17 protein-coding genes are annotated in these 20,715 nt (G+C 70.2%); 7 read left to right on the top strand and 10 right to left on the bottom strand.

What is annotated here, in order from left to right; all coding sequences use genetic code 11:
* Window positions 1–200 precede the first annotated feature (200 nt).
* Both ACZ6SF_RS19810 and rffA read left to right on the top strand, forming a co-directional pair.
* Window positions 201–1,340 carry a glycosyltransferase gene (locus ACZ6SF_RS19810; RefSeq protein ID WP_466063593.1) on the top strand — a complete coding sequence of 380 codons (1,140 nt, stop codon included), beginning with the start codon at window positions 201–203 and terminating at the stop codon, window positions 1,338–1,340.
* Window positions 1,337–2,476: a dTDP-4-amino-4,6-dideoxygalactose transaminase gene (gene rffA, locus ACZ6SF_RS19805; protein ID WP_466063592.1), complete on the top strand. Its 1,140-nt coding sequence runs from the start codon at window positions 1,337–1,339 to the stop codon at window positions 2,474–2,476. Before ACZ6SF_RS19810 ends, rffA begins: the two co-directional genes overlap by 4 nt.
* Window positions 2,477–2,486: 10 nt before the next feature.
* Here rffA and ACZ6SF_RS19800 read toward each other — a convergent pair whose 3' ends face one another.
* Window positions 2,487–5,429 carry an AMP-binding protein gene (locus ACZ6SF_RS19800; protein WP_466063591.1) on the bottom strand — a complete coding sequence of 981 codons (2,943 nt, stop codon included), beginning with the start codon at window positions 5,427–5,429 and terminating at the stop codon, window positions 2,487–2,489.
* Window positions 5,430–5,591: 162 nt separating this feature from the next.
* Between ACZ6SF_RS19800 and idi the strand changes: the two genes are divergently transcribed.
* Entirely contained in the window at window positions 5,592–6,179 is a 588-nt protein-coding gene (gene idi / locus ACZ6SF_RS19795; RefSeq protein ID WP_466063590.1) for an isopentenyl-diphosphate Delta-isomerase, read from the top strand.
* A 207-nt stretch (window positions 6,180–6,386) separates the two neighbouring features.
* On the opposite strand, the gene argH is transcribed toward idi, so the two are convergent.
* Both argH and ACZ6SF_RS19785 read right to left on the bottom strand, forming a co-directional pair.
* The gene (gene argH, locus ACZ6SF_RS19790) at window positions 6,387–7,808 is read right to left on the bottom strand and encodes an argininosuccinate lyase (RefSeq protein WP_466063589.1); all 1,422 of its coding nucleotides are present in this window, start codon (window positions 7,806–7,808) and stop codon (window positions 6,387–6,389) included.
* 88 nt (window positions 7,809–7,896) lie between these two features.
* Window positions 7,897–9,099: an argininosuccinate synthase gene (locus ACZ6SF_RS19785; protein WP_466063588.1), complete on the bottom strand. Its 1,203-nt coding sequence runs from the start codon at window positions 9,097–9,099 to the stop codon at window positions 7,897–7,899.
* A gap of 303 nt (window positions 9,100–9,402) precedes the next feature.
* On the opposite strand from ACZ6SF_RS19785, the gene ACZ6SF_RS19780 reads away from it, so the two are divergent.
* The 3 genes from ACZ6SF_RS19780 (at window position 9,403) to ACZ6SF_RS19770 (ending at window position 13,028) form a co-directional block, all read left to right on the top strand.
* A complete protein-coding gene (locus ACZ6SF_RS19780; protein ID WP_466063587.1) occupies window positions 9,403–9,549 on the top strand; it encodes a hypothetical protein in 147 nt (48 codons plus the stop codon).
* A 247-nt stretch (window positions 9,550–9,796) separates the two neighbouring features.
* Window positions 9,797–11,425 (top strand): amidase, encoded by a 1,629-nt coding sequence (locus ACZ6SF_RS19775; RefSeq protein ID WP_466063586.1) that lies wholly within the window; start codon window positions 9,797–9,799, stop codon window positions 11,423–11,425.
* A 100-nt stretch (window positions 11,426–11,525) separates the two neighbouring features.
* The gene (locus ACZ6SF_RS19770; RefSeq protein WP_466063585.1) at window positions 11,526–13,028 is read left to right on the top strand and encodes a serine/threonine-protein kinase; all 1,503 of its coding nucleotides are present in this window, start codon (window positions 11,526–11,528) and stop codon (window positions 13,026–13,028) included.
* Between the two features lie 13 nt (window positions 13,029–13,041).
* On the opposite strand, the gene ACZ6SF_RS19765 is transcribed toward ACZ6SF_RS19770, so the two are convergent.
* The 6 genes from ACZ6SF_RS19765 to argC are packed head-to-tail and all read right to left on the bottom strand — an operon-like array spanning window position 13,042 to window position 18,877.
* On the bottom strand, window positions 13,042–13,551 hold the full coding sequence (locus ACZ6SF_RS19765) for an arginine repressor (protein WP_466063584.1): 510 nt from the start codon (window positions 13,549–13,551) through the stop codon (window positions 13,042–13,044).
* A complete protein-coding gene (gene argF / locus ACZ6SF_RS19760; protein ID WP_466063583.1) occupies window positions 13,548–14,513 on the bottom strand; it encodes an ornithine carbamoyltransferase in 966 nt (321 codons plus the stop codon). Before argF ends, ACZ6SF_RS19765 begins: the two co-directional genes overlap by 4 nt.
* The gene (locus ACZ6SF_RS19755) at window positions 14,510–15,709 is read right to left on the bottom strand and encodes an acetylornithine transaminase (protein ID WP_466063582.1); all 1,200 of its coding nucleotides are present in this window, start codon (window positions 15,707–15,709) and stop codon (window positions 14,510–14,512) included. The genes argF and ACZ6SF_RS19755 overlap by 4 nt, the downstream gene beginning before the upstream one ends.
* Window positions 15,706–16,620: an acetylglutamate kinase gene (gene argB / locus ACZ6SF_RS19750; RefSeq protein WP_466063581.1), complete on the bottom strand. Its 915-nt coding sequence runs from the start codon at window positions 16,618–16,620 to the stop codon at window positions 15,706–15,708. The genes ACZ6SF_RS19755 and argB overlap by 4 nt, the downstream gene beginning before the upstream one ends.
* Window positions 16,617–17,828 carry a bifunctional glutamate N-acetyltransferase/amino-acid acetyltransferase ArgJ gene (gene argJ, locus ACZ6SF_RS19745; RefSeq protein WP_466063580.1) on the bottom strand — a complete coding sequence of 404 codons (1,212 nt, stop codon included), beginning with the start codon at window positions 17,826–17,828 and terminating at the stop codon, window positions 16,617–16,619. The genes argB and argJ overlap by 4 nt, the downstream gene beginning before the upstream one ends.
* Complete coding sequence (gene argC, locus ACZ6SF_RS19740) at window positions 17,825–18,877, bottom strand: N-acetyl-gamma-glutamyl-phosphate reductase (protein WP_466063641.1); 1,053 nt, start codon at window positions 18,875–18,877, stop codon at window positions 17,825–17,827. Before argC ends, argJ begins: the two co-directional genes overlap by 4 nt.
* A 448-nt stretch (window positions 18,878–19,325) precedes the next feature.
* Between argC and ACZ6SF_RS19735 the strand changes: the two genes are divergently transcribed.
* Entirely contained in the window at window positions 19,326–20,126 is an 801-nt protein-coding gene (locus ACZ6SF_RS19735) for a crotonase/enoyl-CoA hydratase family protein (protein ID WP_466063640.1), read from the top strand.
* 18 nt (window positions 20,127–20,144) lie between these two features.
* On the opposite strand, the gene ACZ6SF_RS19730 is transcribed toward ACZ6SF_RS19735, so the two are convergent.
* Complete coding sequence (locus ACZ6SF_RS19730) at window positions 20,145–20,711, bottom strand: helix-turn-helix domain-containing protein (RefSeq protein ID WP_466063579.1); 567 nt, start codon at window positions 20,709–20,711, stop codon at window positions 20,145–20,147.
* Window positions 20,712–20,715 lie beyond the last annotated feature (4 nt).

The raw sequence follows: 20,715 nt of genomic DNA, 5'->3' as shown, positions 1-20,715 counted from the left end.
ATCCCGCCGACCACCCGCTCGACCATCCGCCACGGATCCCAGACCCTACCGCCCCGATGCGCGGCCGCGGCCGGAACGACGCGCATCCGAATCCGTCGGCGACACACCGGGCGCACCTGCTAGAGTTCGCATTTCTCGGGCTCATCAGCGTCATCGAGACCCGGCAACGCGTTATCCTCCGTCGAAAGTCGATCTCGCCAATGCCGTTTTCGCCCAGCTCCGCTCCCGCCCGGGCCCGCCGGGCCCCGCGCACCGATCCCGCTGTCCCACCGGCGCCCGGCACCGGCGCCGCGGGCCCGGACACCGCCGCGAATCACGGTTCGCCCGAAGTGTGCCGGATTTCGGTGGTCGTACCGGTGTATCGCGGCGAACAGACCGTCACCCGGCTCATCCGGGAACTCGACGGACTGGCCGCGCCCACGACCACCACCGGCGGCCTACGCTTCCGGGTCGACGATATCGTCCTGGTCCACGACCACGGACCCGACCGCTCCGATCTGGTGCTGCAGCGTCTGGAGGCCGAATACCCACAGGTGCGGGTCATCTGGCTGAGCCGCAACTACGGTCAGGACGCGGCCACCATCGCGGGTCTGGCGGCGGCCGGCGGCCGCTGGGTGGTGACGATGGACGAGGACGGTCAGCACGATCCGGCCCATATCGCCGATTTCCTCGATACGGCCTATCGGGAACGCGCCGATCTGGTGTACTCCCGGCCCGTCAACACCCGGCCGCACGGGCCACTGCGCAACCTCACCTCACGCGGCGCGAAGCTGGTGCTGGCCACACTGTTCGCCTTTCCGGCCTCCACCCGGTTCGAGAGCTTCCGGCTCATCCGCGGCGATATCGGCCGCCGGCTCGCCGAGGTCGCCGCCAACGGCGCCTACCTCGATGTCGCCCTGACCTGGGTGGTGGGCCGAACCGCCACCGCACCGGTCCGGTTGCGCAGTGAGGGCCGCGCCGAATCGGGCTACGACTACCGGCGGCTGTTCTCACTGTTCTGGAAGATGGTGCTATGCTCGGGAACCCGCGGCCTGCGGGTGGTGAGCCTGCTCGGACTGACCCTGGCGCTGGCCGGGTCGGTTCTGGCGGCCGTGATCATCCACGCGGCGCTGACCGGCGACGACAACCCGGAGGGCTGGGCGTCGATCATCGTCGTACTGCTGCTGTGTTCGGGCGCGCTGCTGTTCTCGCTGGGGCTGATCGCCGAATACCTCGGTGTGGTGCTGCACATCCTGGTCGGCAAACCGCTGTATCTGACCGTCGATTCACCCACGCCCCGGCCCCCGGGCGAGGCGGCGCCGCATCGCGACCGGCCGCGCGCCGAGGTCGCGGCGAGGTGAGCGGCCGGATCATCTTCAGCCGGCCCTATCGTTCCGCGGCGGAACTGGCGAACGTCTCGGCCGTCCTGCACTCCGATCACTGTCACGGTGACGGCCCGTTCACCGCGGCGGCGACCGCGAAACTCGCCGCGATCACCGGCGCGCCCCATGTACTGCTCACCACCTCGTGCACACATGCGCTCGAATTGGCCGCACTCCTGCTGGAACTGGGGCCCGGCGACGAGGTGATCGTGCCGAGCTTCGCCTTCACCTCCGCCGCCACGGCGTTCGCGGTGCACGGCGCCACCTGTGTTTTCGTCGATATCGACCCGAGCACCGGCAATATCGACCCGCAGGCGGCCGCCGGGGCGATCACCGATCGCACCAAGGCGATCGTGGTCATGCACTACGGCGGGGTGGCCGCCGATATGGCGGCGCTGCTGGAGCTCGCGCACGGCCACGGCCTCGCCCTCATCGAGGACAATGCCCACGGCCTGGGCGGCACCTGGCGGGGGCGGGCGCTCGGCACCCTGGGCACCCTCGGAACCCAGAGTTTCCACGACACCAAGAACGTGCACTGCGGCGAGGGCGGAGCCCTGCTGCTCTCCGACGACATCCTGATGGGCCGGGCCGAGGTGATCCGGGAGAAGGGCACCGACCGGGCGCGTTTCCTGCGCGGACAGGTCGACAAGTACTCCTGGCAGGATATCGGTTCCAGCTATCTGCCCAGCGAGCTGAACGCGGCGGTCCTGGACGCCCAGCTGTCCGAGTTCCATGCCATCCAGCGGGCCCGGCACCGGGTCTGGCACACCTATGCGGCCGGACTCGCCGCGTGGGCCGCGGATCAGGGCGTGTCACCGATGACCGTGCCGCCGGACCGGCGGCATACCGCGCATCTGTTCTACCTGCGGATGCCCACCGAGGAGGCGCGCGACGGGCTGATCCGCCATCTCGCCGCGCGCGATATCGTCGCGCCGTTCCACTATGTGCCACTGGATTCCAGCGCCGCCGGGCTCAAATACGGCCGCACCCCGGTGCCCTGCACCCGCAGTGCCCGGTTCGCGGCGACCATCGTGCGGCTTCCCCTGTGGCCCATGCTCACCGGGGATCAGCTCGGCCGGGTGCTCGAGGCCGTCACCGCCTACCGGTGCCGGTAGCTTCGCCGGGTCAGGTGAGCAGCCCCAGCGAACCGATATCGGTGAGCATCTCGTAGCTCTCGGATTCCGGTTCGTACCACCAGGTGCGAGGTCCGGGCCGGGGTCCGCCGGCCTGCTGCACCGCCTGTGCCGACGGCCGGAACGAGGGGCTGCGCGGGATCTCGTCGACCACGTACACCACATCCGGGCGCTGATCGGGCGCCAGCGACCGCAGCGACTCGGTGAGATCGTCGGCGTCGAGCCGGAATCCCGGCCGCACGCTCACCGCCGCGACCGCCAGTGTCCGGTCCCGGGCGGCCAGGGGATACGCCACTTCCATATCCACCGCGGCGATATCGTTGAGCACATCCACGATCGGCTGGGTGAACACCGGGCCGCGGCGGGTCCGGATCACCGTATCGATGCGGTCCACCAGCCAGTAGTCGCCCTCGGTATCGCGGCGGAACAGGTTCTCGGTGGGCAGCCAGGAATCCTCGGCCTCGAATACACCGCGCAGTCCGCCACGCGAGAGATCTCCCGTGGAGCCGGTGGAGCCGATCAGCAGGCCCACCTCGTTATCGGCGCAGCGCCGCGCGAATCCGTTGTCGTCCACCATGATCTGCCCGGTGACGGGGTCGAAGGCCACCAGTTCCACCCGGGCGGTCCCCGGTACCGGACGGCCCTTGCAGCCGAACTTCACGCCGGGCACATTCGCCAGCACCACATCGCCCTCGATGGAGGCGTAGAACTCGAGCACCCGGGCCGGTGGGAACTGTTCGAGGGTGCGCCGCCACAACCCGGCGGGCATTCCGGAACCGATGAACAACCGCACCGGATGCGAATGCCCCTGCGGGAAGACCTCGGCGTCGAGAATATCGCGCAGCATCGTCCAGGTGTAGGTGACGACAGTGACCCCGTAGCGGTGCACCTCCTCGGCGAATCGCGCCGGGTCCAGCGACCGCGCCAGCGCGATCCGGCTCCCCCCGGCGATCGCCCCGCCGAGGCTCACCAGCAGCCCGGACGAATGGTGCAGCGGCGCCAGGCAGTACACGGTGTCCTTGTGGTCCAGATCCGCGGCCGAGGCGGTACCGAAGGCCGACAGCGCCCACCGGTGGTTGGTGATGTATTTGATGTCGAGGCGATCACCCACCCCCGACACCAGTACGAACGCGAGTTCGCGGGCCCGTCCCGGATTCGCCCGGTACCAGCCCGGTAACCGCACTTCCTCCGGGTCCACCTGCTCGAGGTCGACCAGATCGGTGCCCGCGGGAACGGCCAGGCCGCGCGTATCGCCGCCGCCGAGCACCAGCACCCGGGCGCCGGTGGCCACCGCAAGGCGGACGTTCTCCGGATCCGATACCAGCACCGCCGTCCCGGTCCGCTCCAGCGCCGAGGTCAGTTCGCTCTCCGGAGCCAGCAGCACGGCCACCGCCCCGATCCGCGACAGCGCCGCCAGCGTCACCAGCGCGCTGGGCCGGGTCTCCATGACGACACCGACCCGGGTCGCCGGGCGGATACCGACCGAGATCAGCCCGCGCACCACATTGTCGATCCGGGCGTCCACCGCCGCATTGGTGTGCACGCGGTCGTCGAAGAGGAAGCATTCCCCCTTCGGGGAGCGTCTCGCCTGTTCGGCCAGGAGCCGGCCGATCGAGATCCGGGTATCGGACTGGATCATGCCGAGCCGGGTCAGCCGGGGCAGGGTGCGGGCCGCGCCCTCCACCACCCCGACCGAACCACGCACGGTGTTGGCGGCCAGATGTTCGAAGGTCCGGCCGATCTCCGCGCCCGCCTCGGCCAGCGCGGCGGCGGTATGCACGGCCCGGAGCAGCGCCGAACGGGGGAGATCCGTCGGGACGTGATCGGTCATGGGGACGATCTCCTCGGGCAGCGCGTTGCCGCCGTCGACCCAGCCGACCCATTCGCGCACCTGCGGCCAGGTGGACCGGGTCGCGACCGACCCCGCGACCAACCCGAAATGCCCGGAGACCACGGTGGATTCGTAGACCTCGGCGCGCGGCGCGGCGCGCACGATGCCGCGCACGGCCGCCGGCTGACCGATTTCGTCGACCTCGCCGACGAACGCCAGGATCGGGCATTTCAGATCGGCCAGCGAGATCGGCTGATCACGGATGACGAACCCGCCGAGCATCATCCGGTTGTGGACGACGAACTGTTTGAGCAGATCCGCGGCCGCGGGACCGGCGTACCCGATCCAGCCCTCGTTCGACAGGAACCGGCGCTGCCGCTCCTTGGGCAGCAGTGCCTCACGATCGTGCAGCTGACGCAGGAAATCGATACGCGCCTTCGCGGTTTTCACCGGGTCCAGCATCTGGAACCCGATGCGGACCATCCGGTCGGTGATGGGGAGCCGGGGCACCACGTGATCGGCCGCGAAATCCACCAGATCGCTCACCGCCGCGTGCGGGAGGCCCAGCGGCATCCCGGCGACGATATCCACCGGACTTCCGAAGGTGACGATACTGGCGATGCCCTTGCCGGACCGGTACGCGGCGGCCTGGTAGGCGAACATCCCGCCCTGCGAATACCCCATGAGATGCACGCTGCGGCCGGTCGCCGCGCAGACGCTGTCGATGGCGCTGTTCACCGCGAGCACATGATCGGCCAGATCCCGCTTCCAGCCGCCCTCCTCCGAGGACGGCGACCCGAAATCGACGACCCAGCAATCGATTCCGCCGCGATGCAGGATTCCCACCGCGCCGTCGTCGCCGTTGACATCCCAGATATCGGCGCTGACCATGAGCGGCGGCACGAACAGGGCTACCGGGCCGCCGCCGGATTCACCGGGGAAATAGCGCCGGAGCCGGTACATGGGTCGCCGTTCGACGACCTCGAACGGCGAGGAATCGGTATCGCGTCCGAGTCCGCCGAAGCGGATCACCTCGAGACCGTTGTGCGCGGTGGCCATCACCCGCTGCGCCGATCCCGCCAAACCTCGCACACTCAACTTCACGTTCCGCTCCCAGCCCTACACGTGGCGTGGCACACCTCACACCCCGAGGTATGCACAAGCCTGCCATATCCCACGCCGGACCCGAGGGTCCGTTGTGACATCTACATCATGTACCCGTCACCGGCGCGGAACCTCGCGGCGCGCGCCGATAGGGTGGGGATCGTGACCGACGCGACCCCCACACCGACCCCCGCGGGCCCGTCGCCGGGCCCGGATCGGGAATCGATGCTCGTCGAGCTCGTGGACACGGCCGGCGAGACGGTCGGCTCGTGCCCGGTCGCGCAGGCCCACCGCGCGCCCGGCGTCCCGCATCGGGCGTTCTCGGTCCTGATCTTCGACACCGCCGGCCGGACGCTGCTGCAACAGCGCGCGGCCGGCAAGACCCGGTTCCCGGCCCGCTGGTCCAACACCTGCTGTGGTCACCCGGCGCCCGGGGTTCCGGTCGGCGAGGCGGCCGGTATCCGGCTCGCGGAGGAAATGGGCCTGCGGGTCCCGCTGACCGAGGTGGGCGTGTACCGGTATCGCGCCGAGGATCCGCGGACGGGGTACGTGGAACACGAATGGGATCACGTACTGGTGGGGCGGCTGGACGATGCCGACCCGGTACCGGACCCCGCGGAGGTCGCGGCCTACCGCTGGGCCGACCCGTCGACGCTGCGCGCCGAACTGCGCGCCCGTCCCGACGAGTTCAGTCCCTGGTTCCCGGGCGTCCTCGACGTGGCCGGCGAGTTCCGACCGCCCGCCGGCTGACCCCGACCCGGCAGCGATTACTTCCCTCCGCCCTCCTTGCCGGGTGGGAGGGTTCGATGTTCCCGGTCGGAGGCATGCCGGTCGCGATCGATAGTTGGATGCGCATATCCGCGTATGCACATCCGGAGTGCTCATGACCCGGCCGCGTCGTCTCCGACACCGACCGGCCCTCGGGCCGGGCCCTTGCCGGACCCGGCCCAGCTGCTCTCAGCTCAACCAGGCACGGATCTCGTCGGTCGCCTGCCGGACCTCCGCCAGCTGTTCACGCACCCGCTCCCCCGCGGTCCCGCCGCGGGCATCACGCGAGGCCACCGAACCGCCCACCGTCAGTACTTCCCGGACCCGCGGCGTGAGCGCCGGGTCGATCGCCGCGAACTCCGCGTCGGTCAGCTCGTCGAGCCCCACCCCCCGGGTCTCCGCGGCCCGGACGCAGGCACCGGCGGCCTCGTGCGCCACCCGGAACGGCACCCCGTGGCGCACCATCCACTCGGCGATATCGGTGGCCAGCGTGAATCCGGCGGGCGCGAGTTCGGCCATCCGATCGGTGTGGAAGGTCAGAGTCGACACCAGTCCGGCGATGGCGGGCAACAACAGTTCCAGCTGCGCCACCGAATCGAACAGCGGCTCCTTGTCCTCCTGGAGATCACGGTTGTAGGCCAGCGGCTGCGCCTTGAGGGTCGCGAGCAGACCGGTGAGGTTACCGATCAGCCGGCCCGCCTTACCGCGGGTGAGTTCGGAGACGTCGGGGTTCTTCTTCTGCGGCATGATCGACGAGCCCGTGGACCAGGCGTCGGCGAGCGTGATGTACCCGAATTCGGCGGTGCTCCAGACGATGATCTCCTCGGCCATCCGGCTCAGGTCCACCCCGATCATCGCCAGCACGAACGCCGCCTCGGCCGCGAAATCACGCGACGAGGTGGCGTCGATGGAATTGGCGGCGGCGGCCGTGAAATCCAGTTCGGCCGCGATGGCCTCCGGATCGAGGCCGAGCGAGGACCCCGCGAGCGCACCCGAACCGTACGGGGACACGGCGGCGCGCCGGTCGAAATCACGCAGCCGGTCGATATCGCGCAGTAGCGGATGGGCGTGCGCCAGCAGATGATGGGCCAGCAGTACCGGCTGCGCGGCCTGCAGATGGGTTTTACCGGGCATCACCGCGTCCGGGTGCGCGGCCGATTGGGCGACCAGCGCGTCCACCACGGTGACCAGACCGGCCGCGATCCGCCGCACCGCATCGCGCAGCCACATCCGGAAAAGGGTCGCGACCTGGTCGTTACGTGACCGCCCGGCCCGCAAGCGGCCGCCGAGTTCCGCGCCGACCCGTTCGATCAGGCCGCGCTCCAGGGCGCCGTGCACATCCTCGTCGGATTCCGCCGGTGCGAAGGCCCCGGATTCGACGTCGGCGGCGAGATCGTCGAGACCGGCCAGCATCCCGGTCAGATCGCTCTCCGACAGCAGCCCCGCCTTGTTCAGTACGCGGGCGTGCGCTTTGGAGGCGCGGATATCGTAGGGCGCGAGCACCCAGTCGAACTGGGTGGATTTACTGAGCGCCGCCATCGCCTCGGCGGGACCCGAGGCGAACCGCCCGCCCCACAACGCGCCTTCGTTGGTGCCCACTGCCTCTCCCACGTGTCGATGTGCCGCGCGGATCGTCGTCCCCACGGTATTGGCCCGGGCCGGTCTCGCGCCGGCCCGGGTGGCTATCGGTTCGTCGCGACTACTTCTGGTTCAGATCGCGTTTGGCGGCGACCTTCGAGGACAGGCCGTGGATCTGCACGAAGCCCTTGGCGAGGGACTGGTCGAAGGTATCGCCCTCGTCGTAGGTCGCCAGATTGAAGTCGTAGAGCGACTGTTCGCTGCGCCGGCCGTTGACCACGACATTGCCGGCGTGCAGCACCATGCGGATATCGCCGGTGACATGCTGCTGGGTTTCGGCGACGAACGCGTCCAGCGCCCGCTTGAGCGGCGAGAACCAGAGACCGTCGTAGGCCAGCTCGCCCCAGCGCTGCTCGACCTGCCGCTTGTACCGGCCGAGTTCGCGTTCCAGCGTGACGGCCTCGAGCGCGCGGTGCGCGGTGATCAGCGCGATGGCGCCGGGCGCCTCGTAGATCTCGCGGCTCTTGATACCGACGAGGCGGTCCTCGACCATATCGAGCCGGCCGACACCCTGACGGCCCGCGCGGGTGTTCAGTTCGGTGATCGCCTCCAGAACGCTGACCTGCCGGCCGTCGATGGCGACGGGCACGCCCTTGTCGAAGGTGACGATCAGTTCGTCGGGCGCCTCGAAGTTGACGGTCGGGTCGGTGGTGTAGTCGTAGACGTCCTTGGTGGGCGCGTTCCACAGATCCTCGAGGAATCCGGTCTCGACGGCCCGGCCCCAGACGTTCTGGTCGATGGAGAACGGCGACTTCTTGGTGACGTTGATCGGGAGTTTGTTCTCCTCGGCGAAGGCGATGGCCTTCTCCCGGGTCCAAGCGTAGTCGCGGACCGGGGCGATCACATTCAGATCGGGGGCCAGCGCGCCGATGCCGACCTCGAACCGGACCTGGTCGTTACCCTTACCGGTGCAGCCGTGCGCGACGGTGGAAGCGCCGTGGAACTTGGCGGCCTCCACCAGATGCTTGACGATGAGCGGCCGGCTGATCGCCGAGACCAGCGGGTATTCCGCCTGGTAGAGCGCATTGGCCTGAATGGTGGGCAGGCAGTATTCGTCGGCGAACTCGTCGCGGGCGTCGACCACCACGGCCTCGACGGCGCCGCAGTCCAGGGCGCGCTGACGCACCACGTTCATATCCTCGCCGCCCTGCCCCAGATCGATGGCCACGGCCACGACCTCGGCGCCGGTCTCCTTGCCGATCCAGCTGATGGCCACGGAGGTGTCCAGCCCACCGGAGTAGGCGAGTACGACGCGATCGGACATGTTCTTGGTGCTCCTCGGATGAGTTCGTACGTCTGCTGTCTTCGCGGGCAGCCGGTCGCCCGGGTTCGGCGCGTGATCTCCAGCAGTATGCTGGCCCGTTGCCGGTCCGGCTCGCTCCGCCGCCACAAATGATTATGCACGACTGTGCAATCTCATTCACAGCCGGGGTCGGGGCCCGGGACCACCTGCGCGAACGATAGCCCGCCCGGGTGCCGGGGTGAAGAATCAACCGTTGGCCGCGGCCCCCGATTATGAGACGCTGATCACACCACTCGCGCTCGTGAACCGGAGAGGAGTGAGACCGTGCAGACCTTGCAGCAATGGGCGATGGACAACTACGACACCATCGGCGTCATCGTCGTGACCCTGGGAAACGCGGCTCTGACCGTGGGAACGCTGGGCCTGGACCTCGCCACACCGCTTCTGCAGCAGCTGGTCAACAACCACTGACCGGGGCGTGATCCACCGCCGGTCGGCCAAACCTCGTAGCCGCCCTGCGTAATTCGACGCATCGATGTCCTACTAAAGTTGCCCGGGTGCGATTTCTGGGAGCTCCCGAACGCGCCGGGGGCAAGATCACGAACACCGACCGCATCCGGACCGGACACCGCGGTACCCGGTTACCCGATACCGGGGCCGGATACACCTGGGCGCCATCCGACCAGGTCCTGTCTCTCTCGTCCAGACGGAGCGCGCGGTGACCGCGCGCCTGTCGAGGCGGGCCTTCGTCCGGTCCGCCGGCGCCGGGCTGCTGGCCGCCGCCGCGGGTCCGGCACTCCTCGCCCGGGCCGACCCGCTCGCGCTACCCGACCCCGCCGGTATCGCCGCCACCGACCCGGCCCTGCTGTCGGCGGTCGACGCGGCGTCACTGCTGCAGTCCGGGCGATTGCATCCCCGGGAACTCCTCGACGCCTGCCTGCGCCGCAGCGCCGCCTTCGACGGCCCCATCAACGCCTGGATCCGGACCTACCCGGAGATCGCGTACGCACAGGCGGAACAGGCCGGACAGCGGCTGGCCGCGGGCGGCGCCCCGCTGCTGTGCGGACTACCGCTGGCGCTCAAGGATCTGTTCGCCGTCTCCGGGCTACCGGTCACCGCGTCCAGCCGGGTCCTGGCCGGCAATATCGCCGCCGGCGACGCCACCGTCTGGCGCCGGCTGCGCGATCAGGGCGTCGTACTGCTGGGTCATACCCATACCGACGAGTTCGCTCTGGGGCTCATCTGCCCGCAGGTCGGCAACCCGTGGGATACCGCCGCCCTGGTCGGCGGCTCCTCCGGCGGGAACGCGGCCGCGCTGGCCGCGCGGTTCACTCCCCTCGCGCTGGGCACCGATACCGGGGGTTCGCTGCGGATCCCGTCCTCGCGCGCGGGCGTCAGCGCGATCAAACCGACCTACGGTCAGGTGAGCCAGTACGGCGTGATCCCCTCGACCGCCTCCCGGGACCATATCGGCCCGATGGCCCGCAGCGTCGCGGACGCGGCGCTGCTGCTGTCGGCGATATCGGGCGCCGACCCCCGCGACCGGGCGACCGCCACGGCGGCGCCGGTGCCCGGCGGCGGCTATCCGCTGGTCGCGTCGGGCGGCGCGAAACCACTGGCGGCCACCCGCTTCGGGGTCGACCGGGACATGCTGGCGAAACTGCCGGAGGCCCTCGGCACGCTGGCGTCGCGCTTTCTCGACCTCGTCACCCGGCTCGGGGGAACCCTCCGCGACATCACCGTGCCGACCCTGCCGTCGAGCCGGTTCGGCGACAGTCTCGAGGTCGGGCGGTACCACCGGCAGTGGGCCGATCAGCTCTCCCTGTACCGGCCGGATACCGCGGTGATGGTCGGCAACGGGCTGGCCAGCCTGTCCGCGCCCGACGACTACCTGGTGTTCGAGCGCGACCGCACCCGGTTCCAGCACGACTACAACCGGCTGCTCGAGGAGAACGGCCTGGATGCGATCATCCTGCCCGCGGTGGTCCGGGACCGGCAGGCCCGCACCGATGTCCTCGACAATCTGTTCGATATCAGCGCACCGGTGACCTGGGCCAATTACGCCGGGGCGCCGGTCGTCTCGCTACCGGTGGGCCGGTCTCCCGCGACCGCGCTGCCGTTCGGTATGCAACTCGGCGGAATGCCCTGGTCGGAACCGGAACTCATCGCCATCGCCCTGGAACTGCAGGCCGCGGAACCGGCGTGGCAGGAGATGCCGGAACTGGTTCCCGGACCGCGGGCGCTCCCGGATACCGGCCCGCGTGCCCCCGGGCCCGGACCCGATCCCACCGGCACCGTCGTCGAGCCGCCGCCCGCGGCGTTCACGCCGACCACCGGCACCGGCTGAGCCGCACGTCCGGGGTGCGGCGACCGGCCTCGCTCCCGCGCCCCGGGGCACGAGAACTGCGGTACCGTCGCGGCATTCGCGGCGGACGAAAGGAGCGGTGGTGTTGGGGGTGGGTGCGACCTTCGCCGGCCATCACATCGAGGGGATCCTCGGCCAGGGCGGTATGGGCACGGTCTATCTGGCCCGCCATCCCCGGCTGCCGCGCAGCGTGGCACTGAAGCTGCTGAACCGGGAGGTGTCCACCGACCACGAACTGGTCCGGCGGTTCGAACGCGAGGCCGACGTGGTCGCCCGCCTCGAACATCCCGGGATCGTCGGGGTTTTCGACCGCGGCACCGATGACGGGCATCTGTGGATCGCCATGCAGTACATCCGCGGCGGCGACGCGGCATCCTGGCACGCCGCATCGCATCCGGCCTCGACCGCGGTGCGGTTACTGGGTGACACCGCGGCGGCGCTGGACTACGCGCACAGCCGCGGAGTCCTGCACCGCGACGTCAAACCGGCGAACATCCTGATCGCGGACGCCGACGCGCACCGTGGATCACGGGCGGTGCTGACCGATTTCGGTATCGCGCGGCTCACCGACAGCAATACGAAGATGACCGCCACCGGGACCTTCACCGCCACCCTGGCCTATGGTTCGCCCGAACAGCTGTCCGGGACGCGGGTCGACCACCGCAGCGATCAGTACTCGCTGGCCTGCACGCTGTTCGCCATGCTGGCGGGCCGGCCGCCGTACGCGTCGACCAATCCCGGCCAGGTGGTCATGGGGCATATCGCCCAGCCGGTGCCCCACCTCACCGATACGCGCCGGGACCTGCCGCCGGCGATCGACGCGGTGCTGGAGCGGGCCATGGCCAAGGCGCCGGGCGATCGGTTCGCCACCTGCGGCGAATTCACCTCCGCGGCGCACGACGCGCTCGAGGGGCGGCATATCTCGGCTCCGGCACCGGTGGTCGCGGCACCCGTGGATCCCGCGCCGCCGGCTCCCCGCCCGGCGCCGCGCGCAACCCCCACTCCGGCTCCCGCGACCGCGGCCCGGCCCGGCGACGGCCCGCCGGCGGGCGGCTATCCGCCGCGCGACCACGCCCGGGGGTCCGGTCTCCCGCCCGGCGGCTTCACTCCGGCGGCGCCCCGCCACCCTCGGCCCGCGGCCGGACCGGCTCCGTCGGCGGGCACCGCCGTCACGGCGGGGATTCTCACCCTGATCATCGGCGCCATGCCGACCTTGCTGTTCGCCTTCGGAGCGGTCGAGACGATCGGCGTGCTGCGGGACGGGCCCGCCGGCGAGCTGGCGGCCTCGGTGGTCGCCCTGGCGCTCCTGGGCGCCGCGATGCTGCTGTGGGACGGCGCGGCCCTGCTGCTGTTGTTCGGGCGGCGGGCCGGGCGCGCGCTCACGGTCCTCTGTTCGGTCCTCGGCGGGTCGGCCGCGCTCATCGGGGCGGCAGCGGCGGTGTACGCGCGGGAATTCGCGGGCCTGGCCTTCGCCGGGCCGGTGGCCGTCGTATCCGCGGTCGCGCTGGTATGCGCCGGCTCGGCCGGCACGGGACGCTGGATCGCGTACCGGACGGCGAGCCGCGCCGCCCGGCGCCGCTTCTGACCCCGCCCGCCGGTCAGGCCAGCTGCTCGATCTTGGCCGCGACCTCGGCGCCGGTGAGCGGTTCGCGCGCGATCACCGCGATGGTGTCGTCGCCGGCGATCGTGCCGACGATATAGGGCAGCGAGGCGCGGTCCAGGGCGCTGGCCAGGAAATGCGCCGCGCCGGGCGGGGTGCGCAGCACCGCGATATTGCCGCTGGAATCGGTGGAGACCAGCAGGTCGCCCAGTAATTTGGCCAGACGCCCGGTACCGCCGGTGACCCCGCGTACCGGGCTGCCGTCCTCGGGCACGATGTAGACGCCCGCACCGCCGTCGGCCGCCCGCAGTTTCACCGCGCCCAGTTCGTCCAGATCGCGCGACAGGGTCGCCTGGGTGGTCTCGATCCCCTCCGCGGCGAGCAGGCCGGCCAGTTCGGTCTGGCTGCGGACCGGATGAGCGGCCAGCAGCGCGATGATCCGGGACTGGCGCCCGGCCCGGGTGGCGGCGGTGATCGGGCCGGTGGGATGGATCCGGGCCTCACTCATCGCCGGTGCGCGCCTTCACGGTCCAGCAACCACACCAGCAGCGCCTTCTGCGCGTGCAGCCGGTTCTCGGCCTCGTCCCACACCACGCTGCGTGGGCCGTCGATCACCTCGTCGGTGATCTCCTCGCCGCGATGCGCGGGCAGGCAGTGCAGGACCACCGCGTCGGCGGCCGCGCGGGCCAGCAGCTCGGTGTTCACCTGGTAGGGCCGGAACGGCGCCACCCGGTCCAGGCCGTCGCTCTCCTGTCCCATCGAGGTCCAGGTATCGGTGACCAGGACGTCGGCCTCCGCGGCCGCCGCGGCCGGATCCTCGGTGACGGTGACCGTACCGCCGGTCTCCGCGGCCCGGGTCTCGGCGGCCGCCACGACCTCCGGCGCCGGCAGGAATCCGGCCGGGGCGGCGATGCGCACATGCAGTCCGGCCGTGACCCCGCCGAGCAGCAGCGAATGCGCCATATTGTTGGCGCCGTCACCGAAGTAGGCCAGCCGCAGACCCTTCAACCCGCCCTTGTGCTCGGTGATGGTGAGCAGGTCCGCCAGCACCTGGCACGGATGGAACTCGTCGGACAGCGCGTTGACCACCGGAATAGAGGCCCCCGCGGCCATCTCCTCGAGCCGTCGCTGGCCGAAGGTGCGCCACACGACCGCCTCGACGTAGCGGGACAGCACCCGGCCGGTATCGGCGAGGGTTTCGTCGCGACCCAGCTGGGTCGTCTGCCCGTCCACCACCACCGCGTGTCCGCCGAGCTGGGCGATACCCAGTTCGAAGGAGAACCGGGTGCGGGTGGAGTTCTTGTCGAAGATCACGCCCACTCCGCGCGGCCCCTCCAGCGGCCGCCGCGAGAACGGGTTCTTCTTGAGTTCGGCGGCCAGGGCCAGCACTTCGGCCTGTTCGGCGGGAGTGAGATCGTCGTCGCGTAGGAAATGCCGGACGGCGGTGTCCGGCCGGATCGAGGTGGTCATCCCCGGGTTCCTTTCGTTTCGGCCAGGACATCGTCGAGGATCACCGGAAGATCCAGGACCAGGTTGTCGGCCTGGGTTTCGGTGAGCACCAGCGGCGGCGCCAGCCGGATCACATCGGGTTTGGCGGGGTTCACCAGATAACCGGCCGCCCGGGCCCGGGCCTCCACCCGTGGCGCCACCGGATGGGTGAGCTCGATACCGATCAGCAGCCCGGATCCGCGCACCTCCGAGATCAGCGGATGTTCGAGCACCGCGATCCCGTCACTCAGCCGCTTGCCCACCTGTTCGACGTGTCCGAGCAGGCCCTCCTCCTCGATGGTGCGCAACACCGCCAGCGCCGCGGCCGCGGAGACCGGGTTCCCGCCGAAGGTGGTGCCGTGCAGACCCGGGGTGAACAGTTCGGCGGCGTGCCCGGTGGCCAGGACGGCGCCGATCGGGAGCCCGGCACCCAGTCCCTTCGCGAGGGTCATCACATCGGGCGTGATGCCGAAGGACTGGTGGGCGAACATCTTCCCGGTCCTGCCGATACCCGTCTGCACCTCGTCCAGGATCAGCAGCGCCCCGTGGCGGGCGGTGATCTCCCGCGCCCGGACCAGATAGTCCATCGGGGGCACCACCACCCCGCTCTCACCGAGCATCGGTTCCAGGAACACCGCGGCGGTATCGGAGTCGACGGCCCGCTCCAGGATCCGGGTATCGCCGTAGGGGATGTGCACGACACCGGGCGGCATGGGTTCGAACGGGGCCCGCTTGGAGGGCTGGCCGGTGAGCGCGAGCGCACCCATGGTGCGGCCGTGGAAGGCCTCGTCACACGCGATGATCTTGCGGCGGCCCGTCAGCCGCGCGAGTTTGAACGCGGCCTCGTTGGCCTCGGTGCCGGAGTTGCAGAAGAACGCGCGGCCGTCGCCGTCACCGAAATGCGCGAGCAGCCGCTCGGCGAGTTCGATCACCGGTTCGCTGCCGTAGAGGTTCGACACATGACCGAGCGTGCCGAGCTGATCCATCACCGCGCTCAGGATCGCCTGGTGCGCGTGGCCCAGGCTGTTGACCGCGATACCGCCCACGAAATCGATATAGCGGTTGCCGTCGGCGTCGTACACCACCGCGCCGGTGCCCCGGGTCAGGACGACCTCCGGGGTGGCGTAGTTGCGCATCATGACGTTCGACCACCGTTGCCGCAGTTCCGCAGTGTTCATGCTCTGGCTCCGTTTTCCTCGTCCGCCGGCGGTGTGACCATCGTCCCGATGCCCTCCCCGGTGAAAAGTTCCAGCAGTACCGAATGGGGCACCCGGCCGTCGATGACATGCGCACCCGGGACCCCGCCCCGGACGGCGCGCAGACATGCCTCCATTTTGGGCACCATGCCCGCGTCCAGCGACGGCAGCAGGTCGGCCAGCGCGTCGGTATCGATCACGCTGGTCAGCGACGACCGGTCCGGCCAGTTCGTGTACAGGCCCTCGACATCGGTGAGCACCACCAGTTTCTCCGCCCCGATCCCCTCCGCCAGCGCGGCGGCGGCGGTATCGGCGTTGATGTTGTGCACCACGCCGTCGGCGTCGGGGGCGATGGTCGAGACGACCGGGATCCGGCCCGCCCGGATGAGGTCGAGGACCGAATCCGGGTGCACATCGGTGACATCGCCGACCAGGCCGATATCGGTGGCCGCGCCGTCGACGACAACGGTGCGGCGGGTCGCGGTGAACAGGCGGGCGTCCTCACCGGAGATCCCGACCGCGTACGGCCCATGCGCGTTGATCAATCCGACCAGTTCCCGGCCGACCTGCCCGAACAGCACCATCCGCACCACATCCATCACCTCGGGCGTGGTGACCCGGAATCCGCCCCGGAACTCACCGGTCAGTCCGAGGCGTTTCAGCATGGCCGAGATCTGCGGGCCGCCGCCGTGCACCACCACCGGATGCACACCGACGGTCCGCAGAAAGGCCATATCGGCCGCGAAGGCGCGTTTGAGACCGTCGTCGATCATGGCGTTGCCGCCGTATTTGACGACCACCACCTTGTCGCGGAACTTCTGCAACCAGGGCAGCGCGCCGGCGAGGATATGCGCCTTGTCCAGCGCGGACAGTTCGTGGATCGCCTCGGTCATGAGCTGTAGGCCGAATTCTCTTCGACGTAGCCGTGCGACAGATCGGTGGTCCGTACGGTGGCCGAACCGTCGCCGAGGCGCAGATCGACCACCACCGCGATATCGGCGCCGCTCAGATCCACATCGCGGGCCCCGGGCGCGCCCGTACCGTCGACGCAGACCGGTGCTCCGTTGAACGACACCGAGATCAGGTCCGGGTCCAGATCGATGGGCGCGGTGCCCACCGCCGCCAGCACCCGGCCCCAGTTGGGGTCGGAGCCGAACATGGCGGTTTTGACGAGACTGTCGCGGGCGACGACACGCGCCGCGACGAGAGCGTCGTCCTCGGTACGGGCGCCCTGCACGGTCACCAGGACTCGCTTGGTGACACCTTCGGCGTCCGCCATCAGCTGCCCGGCCAGATCGTCGCAGACCGCGAGCACGGCGGCGTCGAGTTCGTCCTGGGTGGGGGCGACCTCGCTGGCGCCGTTGGCCAGCAGCAGCACGGTGTCGTTGGTGGACATCGAACCGTCTACGTCGAGCCGGTCGAAGGTCAGCCGGGTGGCTTTGCGCAGCGCGCTGTCCAGCTGATCGGCGGTGGCGACGGCGTCGGTGGTGAGCACCACGAGCATGGTCGCCAGCGAGGGCGCCATCATGCCCGCGCCCTTGGCCATACCGCCGATATTCCATTTCCCGGCGTGATGCAGGGAGGCCTCTTTCGGCACGGTATCGGTGGTCATGATGGCATGCGCGGCATCACTGCCCCCGGACATCCCGCCACCCATCTCGCGCACGATCTCGGTGACCCCGGGCAGCAGTTTGTCCATCGGCAACCGGTCGCCGATCAGGCCGGTGGAGCAGATCGCGATCTCCCCGGCACCGGTCTCGGTACCCCAGTTGCTCAGCGCGGTCGCCAGCTCCTCGGCGGTGCGGTGGGTGTCCTGGAAACCCAGCGGTCCGGTGCAGGCGTTCGCGCCGCCGGAGTTGAGCAGCACCGCGCGCAGCCGTCCGGACTTCAGGACCTGCTGGGACCACAGCACGGGCGCGGCCTTGACCTTGTTGCTCGTGAACACTCCGGCCGCGGCGTATTCGGGCCCTTCGTTGAAGACCAGGGCCAGATCGGGCCTGCCGCTGGCCTTGATCCCGGCGGCGATACCCGCGGCGCGGAATCCGAGCGGGGCGGTGACGCCCTGGTTGTGCACGAGAGTGCCGGAGGTCTCAGCGGTCACGGTGCCACTCCTACATTGGACAGCCCGGCGGTCTCGTCGAGGCCGAGCGCGAGATTCATGGACTGCACCGCGCCACCGGCGGTGCCTTTGGTCAGATTGTCGATCGCCCCGATGACCACCAGCACGGCAGCGTCGGGATCCACGGTGACCTGCAGGGTCACCGCGTTGGCGCCGAGTACGGCGCCGGTCTGCGGCAGTACACCCTCGGGCAGCAGATGCACGAACGGCTCGTCGGCGTAGGCCTTCTCGTAGACGGTGCGGGCCTGCGCCGCGTCCACTCGCACCGGCGCGGTGCAGGTGGCGAGGATTCCGCGCGGCATGGGCGCGAGCACCGGCGTGAACGACACCCGGACCGGCGATCCGGCCACCGCGGACAGGTTCTGCGCGATCTCCGGGGTGTGCCGGTGCGCCCCGGCGATTCCGTAGGCCCGCGCCGAACCCATGACCTCCGATCCGAGCAGGCCGACGTCCAGTTTGCGGCCCGCGCCGGAGGTGCCGCTGACGGCGACGACGCTCACATCCGGTTCGACGATTCCGGCGGCCACCGCGGGCGCCAGCGCGAGGCTGGCGACGGTCGGGTAGCAGCCCGGGACCGCGATCCGGGTCGCGCCGCGCAGCGCGGCCCGCCCACCGGGCAGTTCCGGCAGGCCGTAGGGCCAGCTGCCGGCGTGCGGACCGCCGTAGTACCGGTCCCAGGCCGCCGGATCCGTGAGGCGGAAATCGGCGCCGCAGTCGATGATCACCGTCGAGTCCGGGAGTTCGGCCGCCAGCGCCGCCGACTGCCCGTGCGGCAGACCCAGGAAGACGACATCGTGACCGGCGAGTTCGGCGGCCGTGGTGGGGGCGAGGATCCGGTCGGCCAGCGGCAGCAACTGCGGCTGCAGCGCGCCCAGGGCGGTTCCCGCGTTGTTACCGGCGGTCAGCGCCCCGATCTCGAGGCGCCCGGCTCGGTACTCCGGATGGGCCAGCAGCAGGCGCAGCACTTCGCCGCCCGCGTATCCACTGGCACCGGCGACGGCCACCCGCAGGGGTGCGGTCCGGTCGGGCATATCCGTGAGATCAGCCATGTGATGATTATGCATGACTGTGCAAGCTCATTCATCAAGCGGGTTTCCCTCTGCCGTCGAAACCCTCGGCGGATGTCGCCCGGAAACCGGCGCGGCCATCCGATATGATTAGAACATGTGTTCGAATCACGAGCTCCGGGACCAGGTCGGCGCCCTGGAGCAGGTGGTGGGGGCATTGCTCGCCCTCGACCTCACCGAGGTCTCCGCATCCGAACTCGGCGACACCCTGCTGCGCGTCGAGGCCCGGACCCGCAATCTCGCCGGATACTCCGCACGACTCACCCGCGAACTCGCGCACCGCGCCACACCCGCCGCCCCGGACACCGATCCCCCCGCGACAACACCGAACCCCACCTCGGGCCCGCGGCGGCGACTCCGATCGGGCAATGTGTGCGGTGACACCCGCAGCACCGTGGCCCGAGGAGCATCCGTGACCGCACCCGTTCGCGTCGAGCGCACCGGCGATATCGTCGTCTGGACCATCGACAATCCCGGCCAGCGCAATCCCATCTCCGACGAGGCCACCATCGACGCCCTGGAGAGCGCGGTCCACGAGGTCAACCGCGACCACACCGTCCGGGTCGCCATCCTCACCGGTGCGGGCAGCGCGTTCAGCGCGGGCGGCAATATCAAGCACATGCGCGATAAGGCCGGTATGTTCGGCGGCGCTCCCGCGGATCTGCGCCAGGGCTACCGGCACGGCATCCAGCGGATCCCGAAGGCCCTCTACCACTGCGAGATCCCCACCATCGCCGCGGTGAACGGCCCGGCCATCGGCGCGGGCTGCGATCTGGCGCTGATGTGCGATATGCGGATCGCCGCCACCACCGCGACCTTCGCCGAGAGCTTCGTGAAACTCGGACTGATCCCCGGCGACGGCGGCGCCTGGCTGCTGCCCCGGGCCGTCGGTACGGCCCGGGCGAATCAGCTGGCGTTCACCGGCGCCGCGATCGACGCGGCCACGGCGCTGGACTGGGGGATGGTCAACGAGGTCGTCGAGCCGGACCGGCTGCTGGACAGCGCGCACCGCCTGGCCGCCGAGATCGCCGCGAATCCGCCGCATGCGCTGCGGATGACCAAACGACTGCTCCGCGAGGGTCAGCACCAGAGCCTGGAAACCCTGCTGGAACTGTCCGCGGCCATGCAGGCGATCACCCATCACACCGCCGACCACGACGAAGCCGTCGCGGCCATGCTGGAACGCCGCGAACCCCGGTTCAGCGGCGACTGACGCCCGCGCCCGCCCGGGTCAGGCGTATTCGGAGATCAGCATCGCCGCGGTACCCGGGACCAGCGCCTCGAACACATGCGGAAGATCTCCGGGGTACACGATGTAATCGCCCGCTTCCAGCTCCACCGCCTCGCCGGCGGTACCGACCAGGGCCCGGCCCGCGCCGAGCAGGACGTGCTCGATCACACCGGGCATATGCGGTTGCGATTCCCGGCGGTGGCCGGGTTCGGCGATCACCCGGTAGAGATCACGGCGGGCGCCCGGTGGGCTCGCCGCGAGCAGTGTCGCGTGATAGTCGGCCTGCCCCGAATGCACCGCGGGTCCCTCCCCGGCGCGGATCACCCGCTGTTGCGGGCGCGGCGGGTCGAGCAGGCGCGAGAACGGGATATCCAGCGCGACACACAAGGCCCAGAGGGTCTCCAGGCTCGGATTCCCGGACCCCGATTCCAGCTGGGACAGCGTGGATTTGGCGATGCCCGCCCGCTTGGCGATCTCGGTGAGCGAGTGCCCGGCCCGGGCGCGTTCCCGGCGCAGCGACGCGGCGATCGCCGCTTGCGGCGCGGTGTGGTGGCCACGGTCGGTCATATTC

Source organism: Nocardia sp. NPDC049935 (assembly GCF_055586645.1).
Note: the sequence above shows the minus strand (reverse complement) of the source record. Positions and strands in the feature narration are given on the sequence as shown.

Excerpts from the sequence above, each read along its gene's own strand:
- ACZ6SF_RS19810 (WP_466063593.1), top strand. The coding sequence starts at position 201 with ATGCCGTTTTCGCCCAGCTCCGCTCCCGCCCGGGCCCGCCGGGCCCCG.
- argC (WP_466063641.1), bottom strand. The coding sequence starts at position 18,877 with ATGCCCGACCGGACCGCACCCCTGCGGGTGGCCGTCGCCGGTGCCAGT.
- argB (WP_466063581.1), bottom strand. The coding sequence starts at position 16,620 with ATGACCGAGGCGATCCACGAACTGTCCGCGCTGGACAAGGCGCATATC.
- ACZ6SF_RS19755 (WP_466063582.1), bottom strand. The coding sequence starts at position 15,709 with ATGAACACTGCGGAACTGCGGCAACGGTGGTCGAACGTCATGATGCGC.
- ACZ6SF_RS19765 (WP_466063584.1), bottom strand. The coding sequence starts at position 13,551 with ATGAGTGAGGCCCGGATCCATCCCACCGGCCCGATCACCGCCGCCACC.
- ACZ6SF_RS19730 (WP_466063579.1), bottom strand. The coding sequence starts at position 20,711 with ATGACCGACCGTGGCCACCACACCGCGCCGCAAGCGGCGATCGCCGCG.
- argF (WP_466063583.1), bottom strand. The coding sequence starts at position 14,513 with ATGACCACCTCGATCCGGCCGGACACCGCCGTCCGGCATTTCCTACGC.
- ACZ6SF_RS19785 (WP_466063588.1), bottom strand. The coding sequence starts at position 9,099 with ATGTCCGATCGCGTCGTACTCGCCTACTCCGGTGGGCTGGACACCTCC.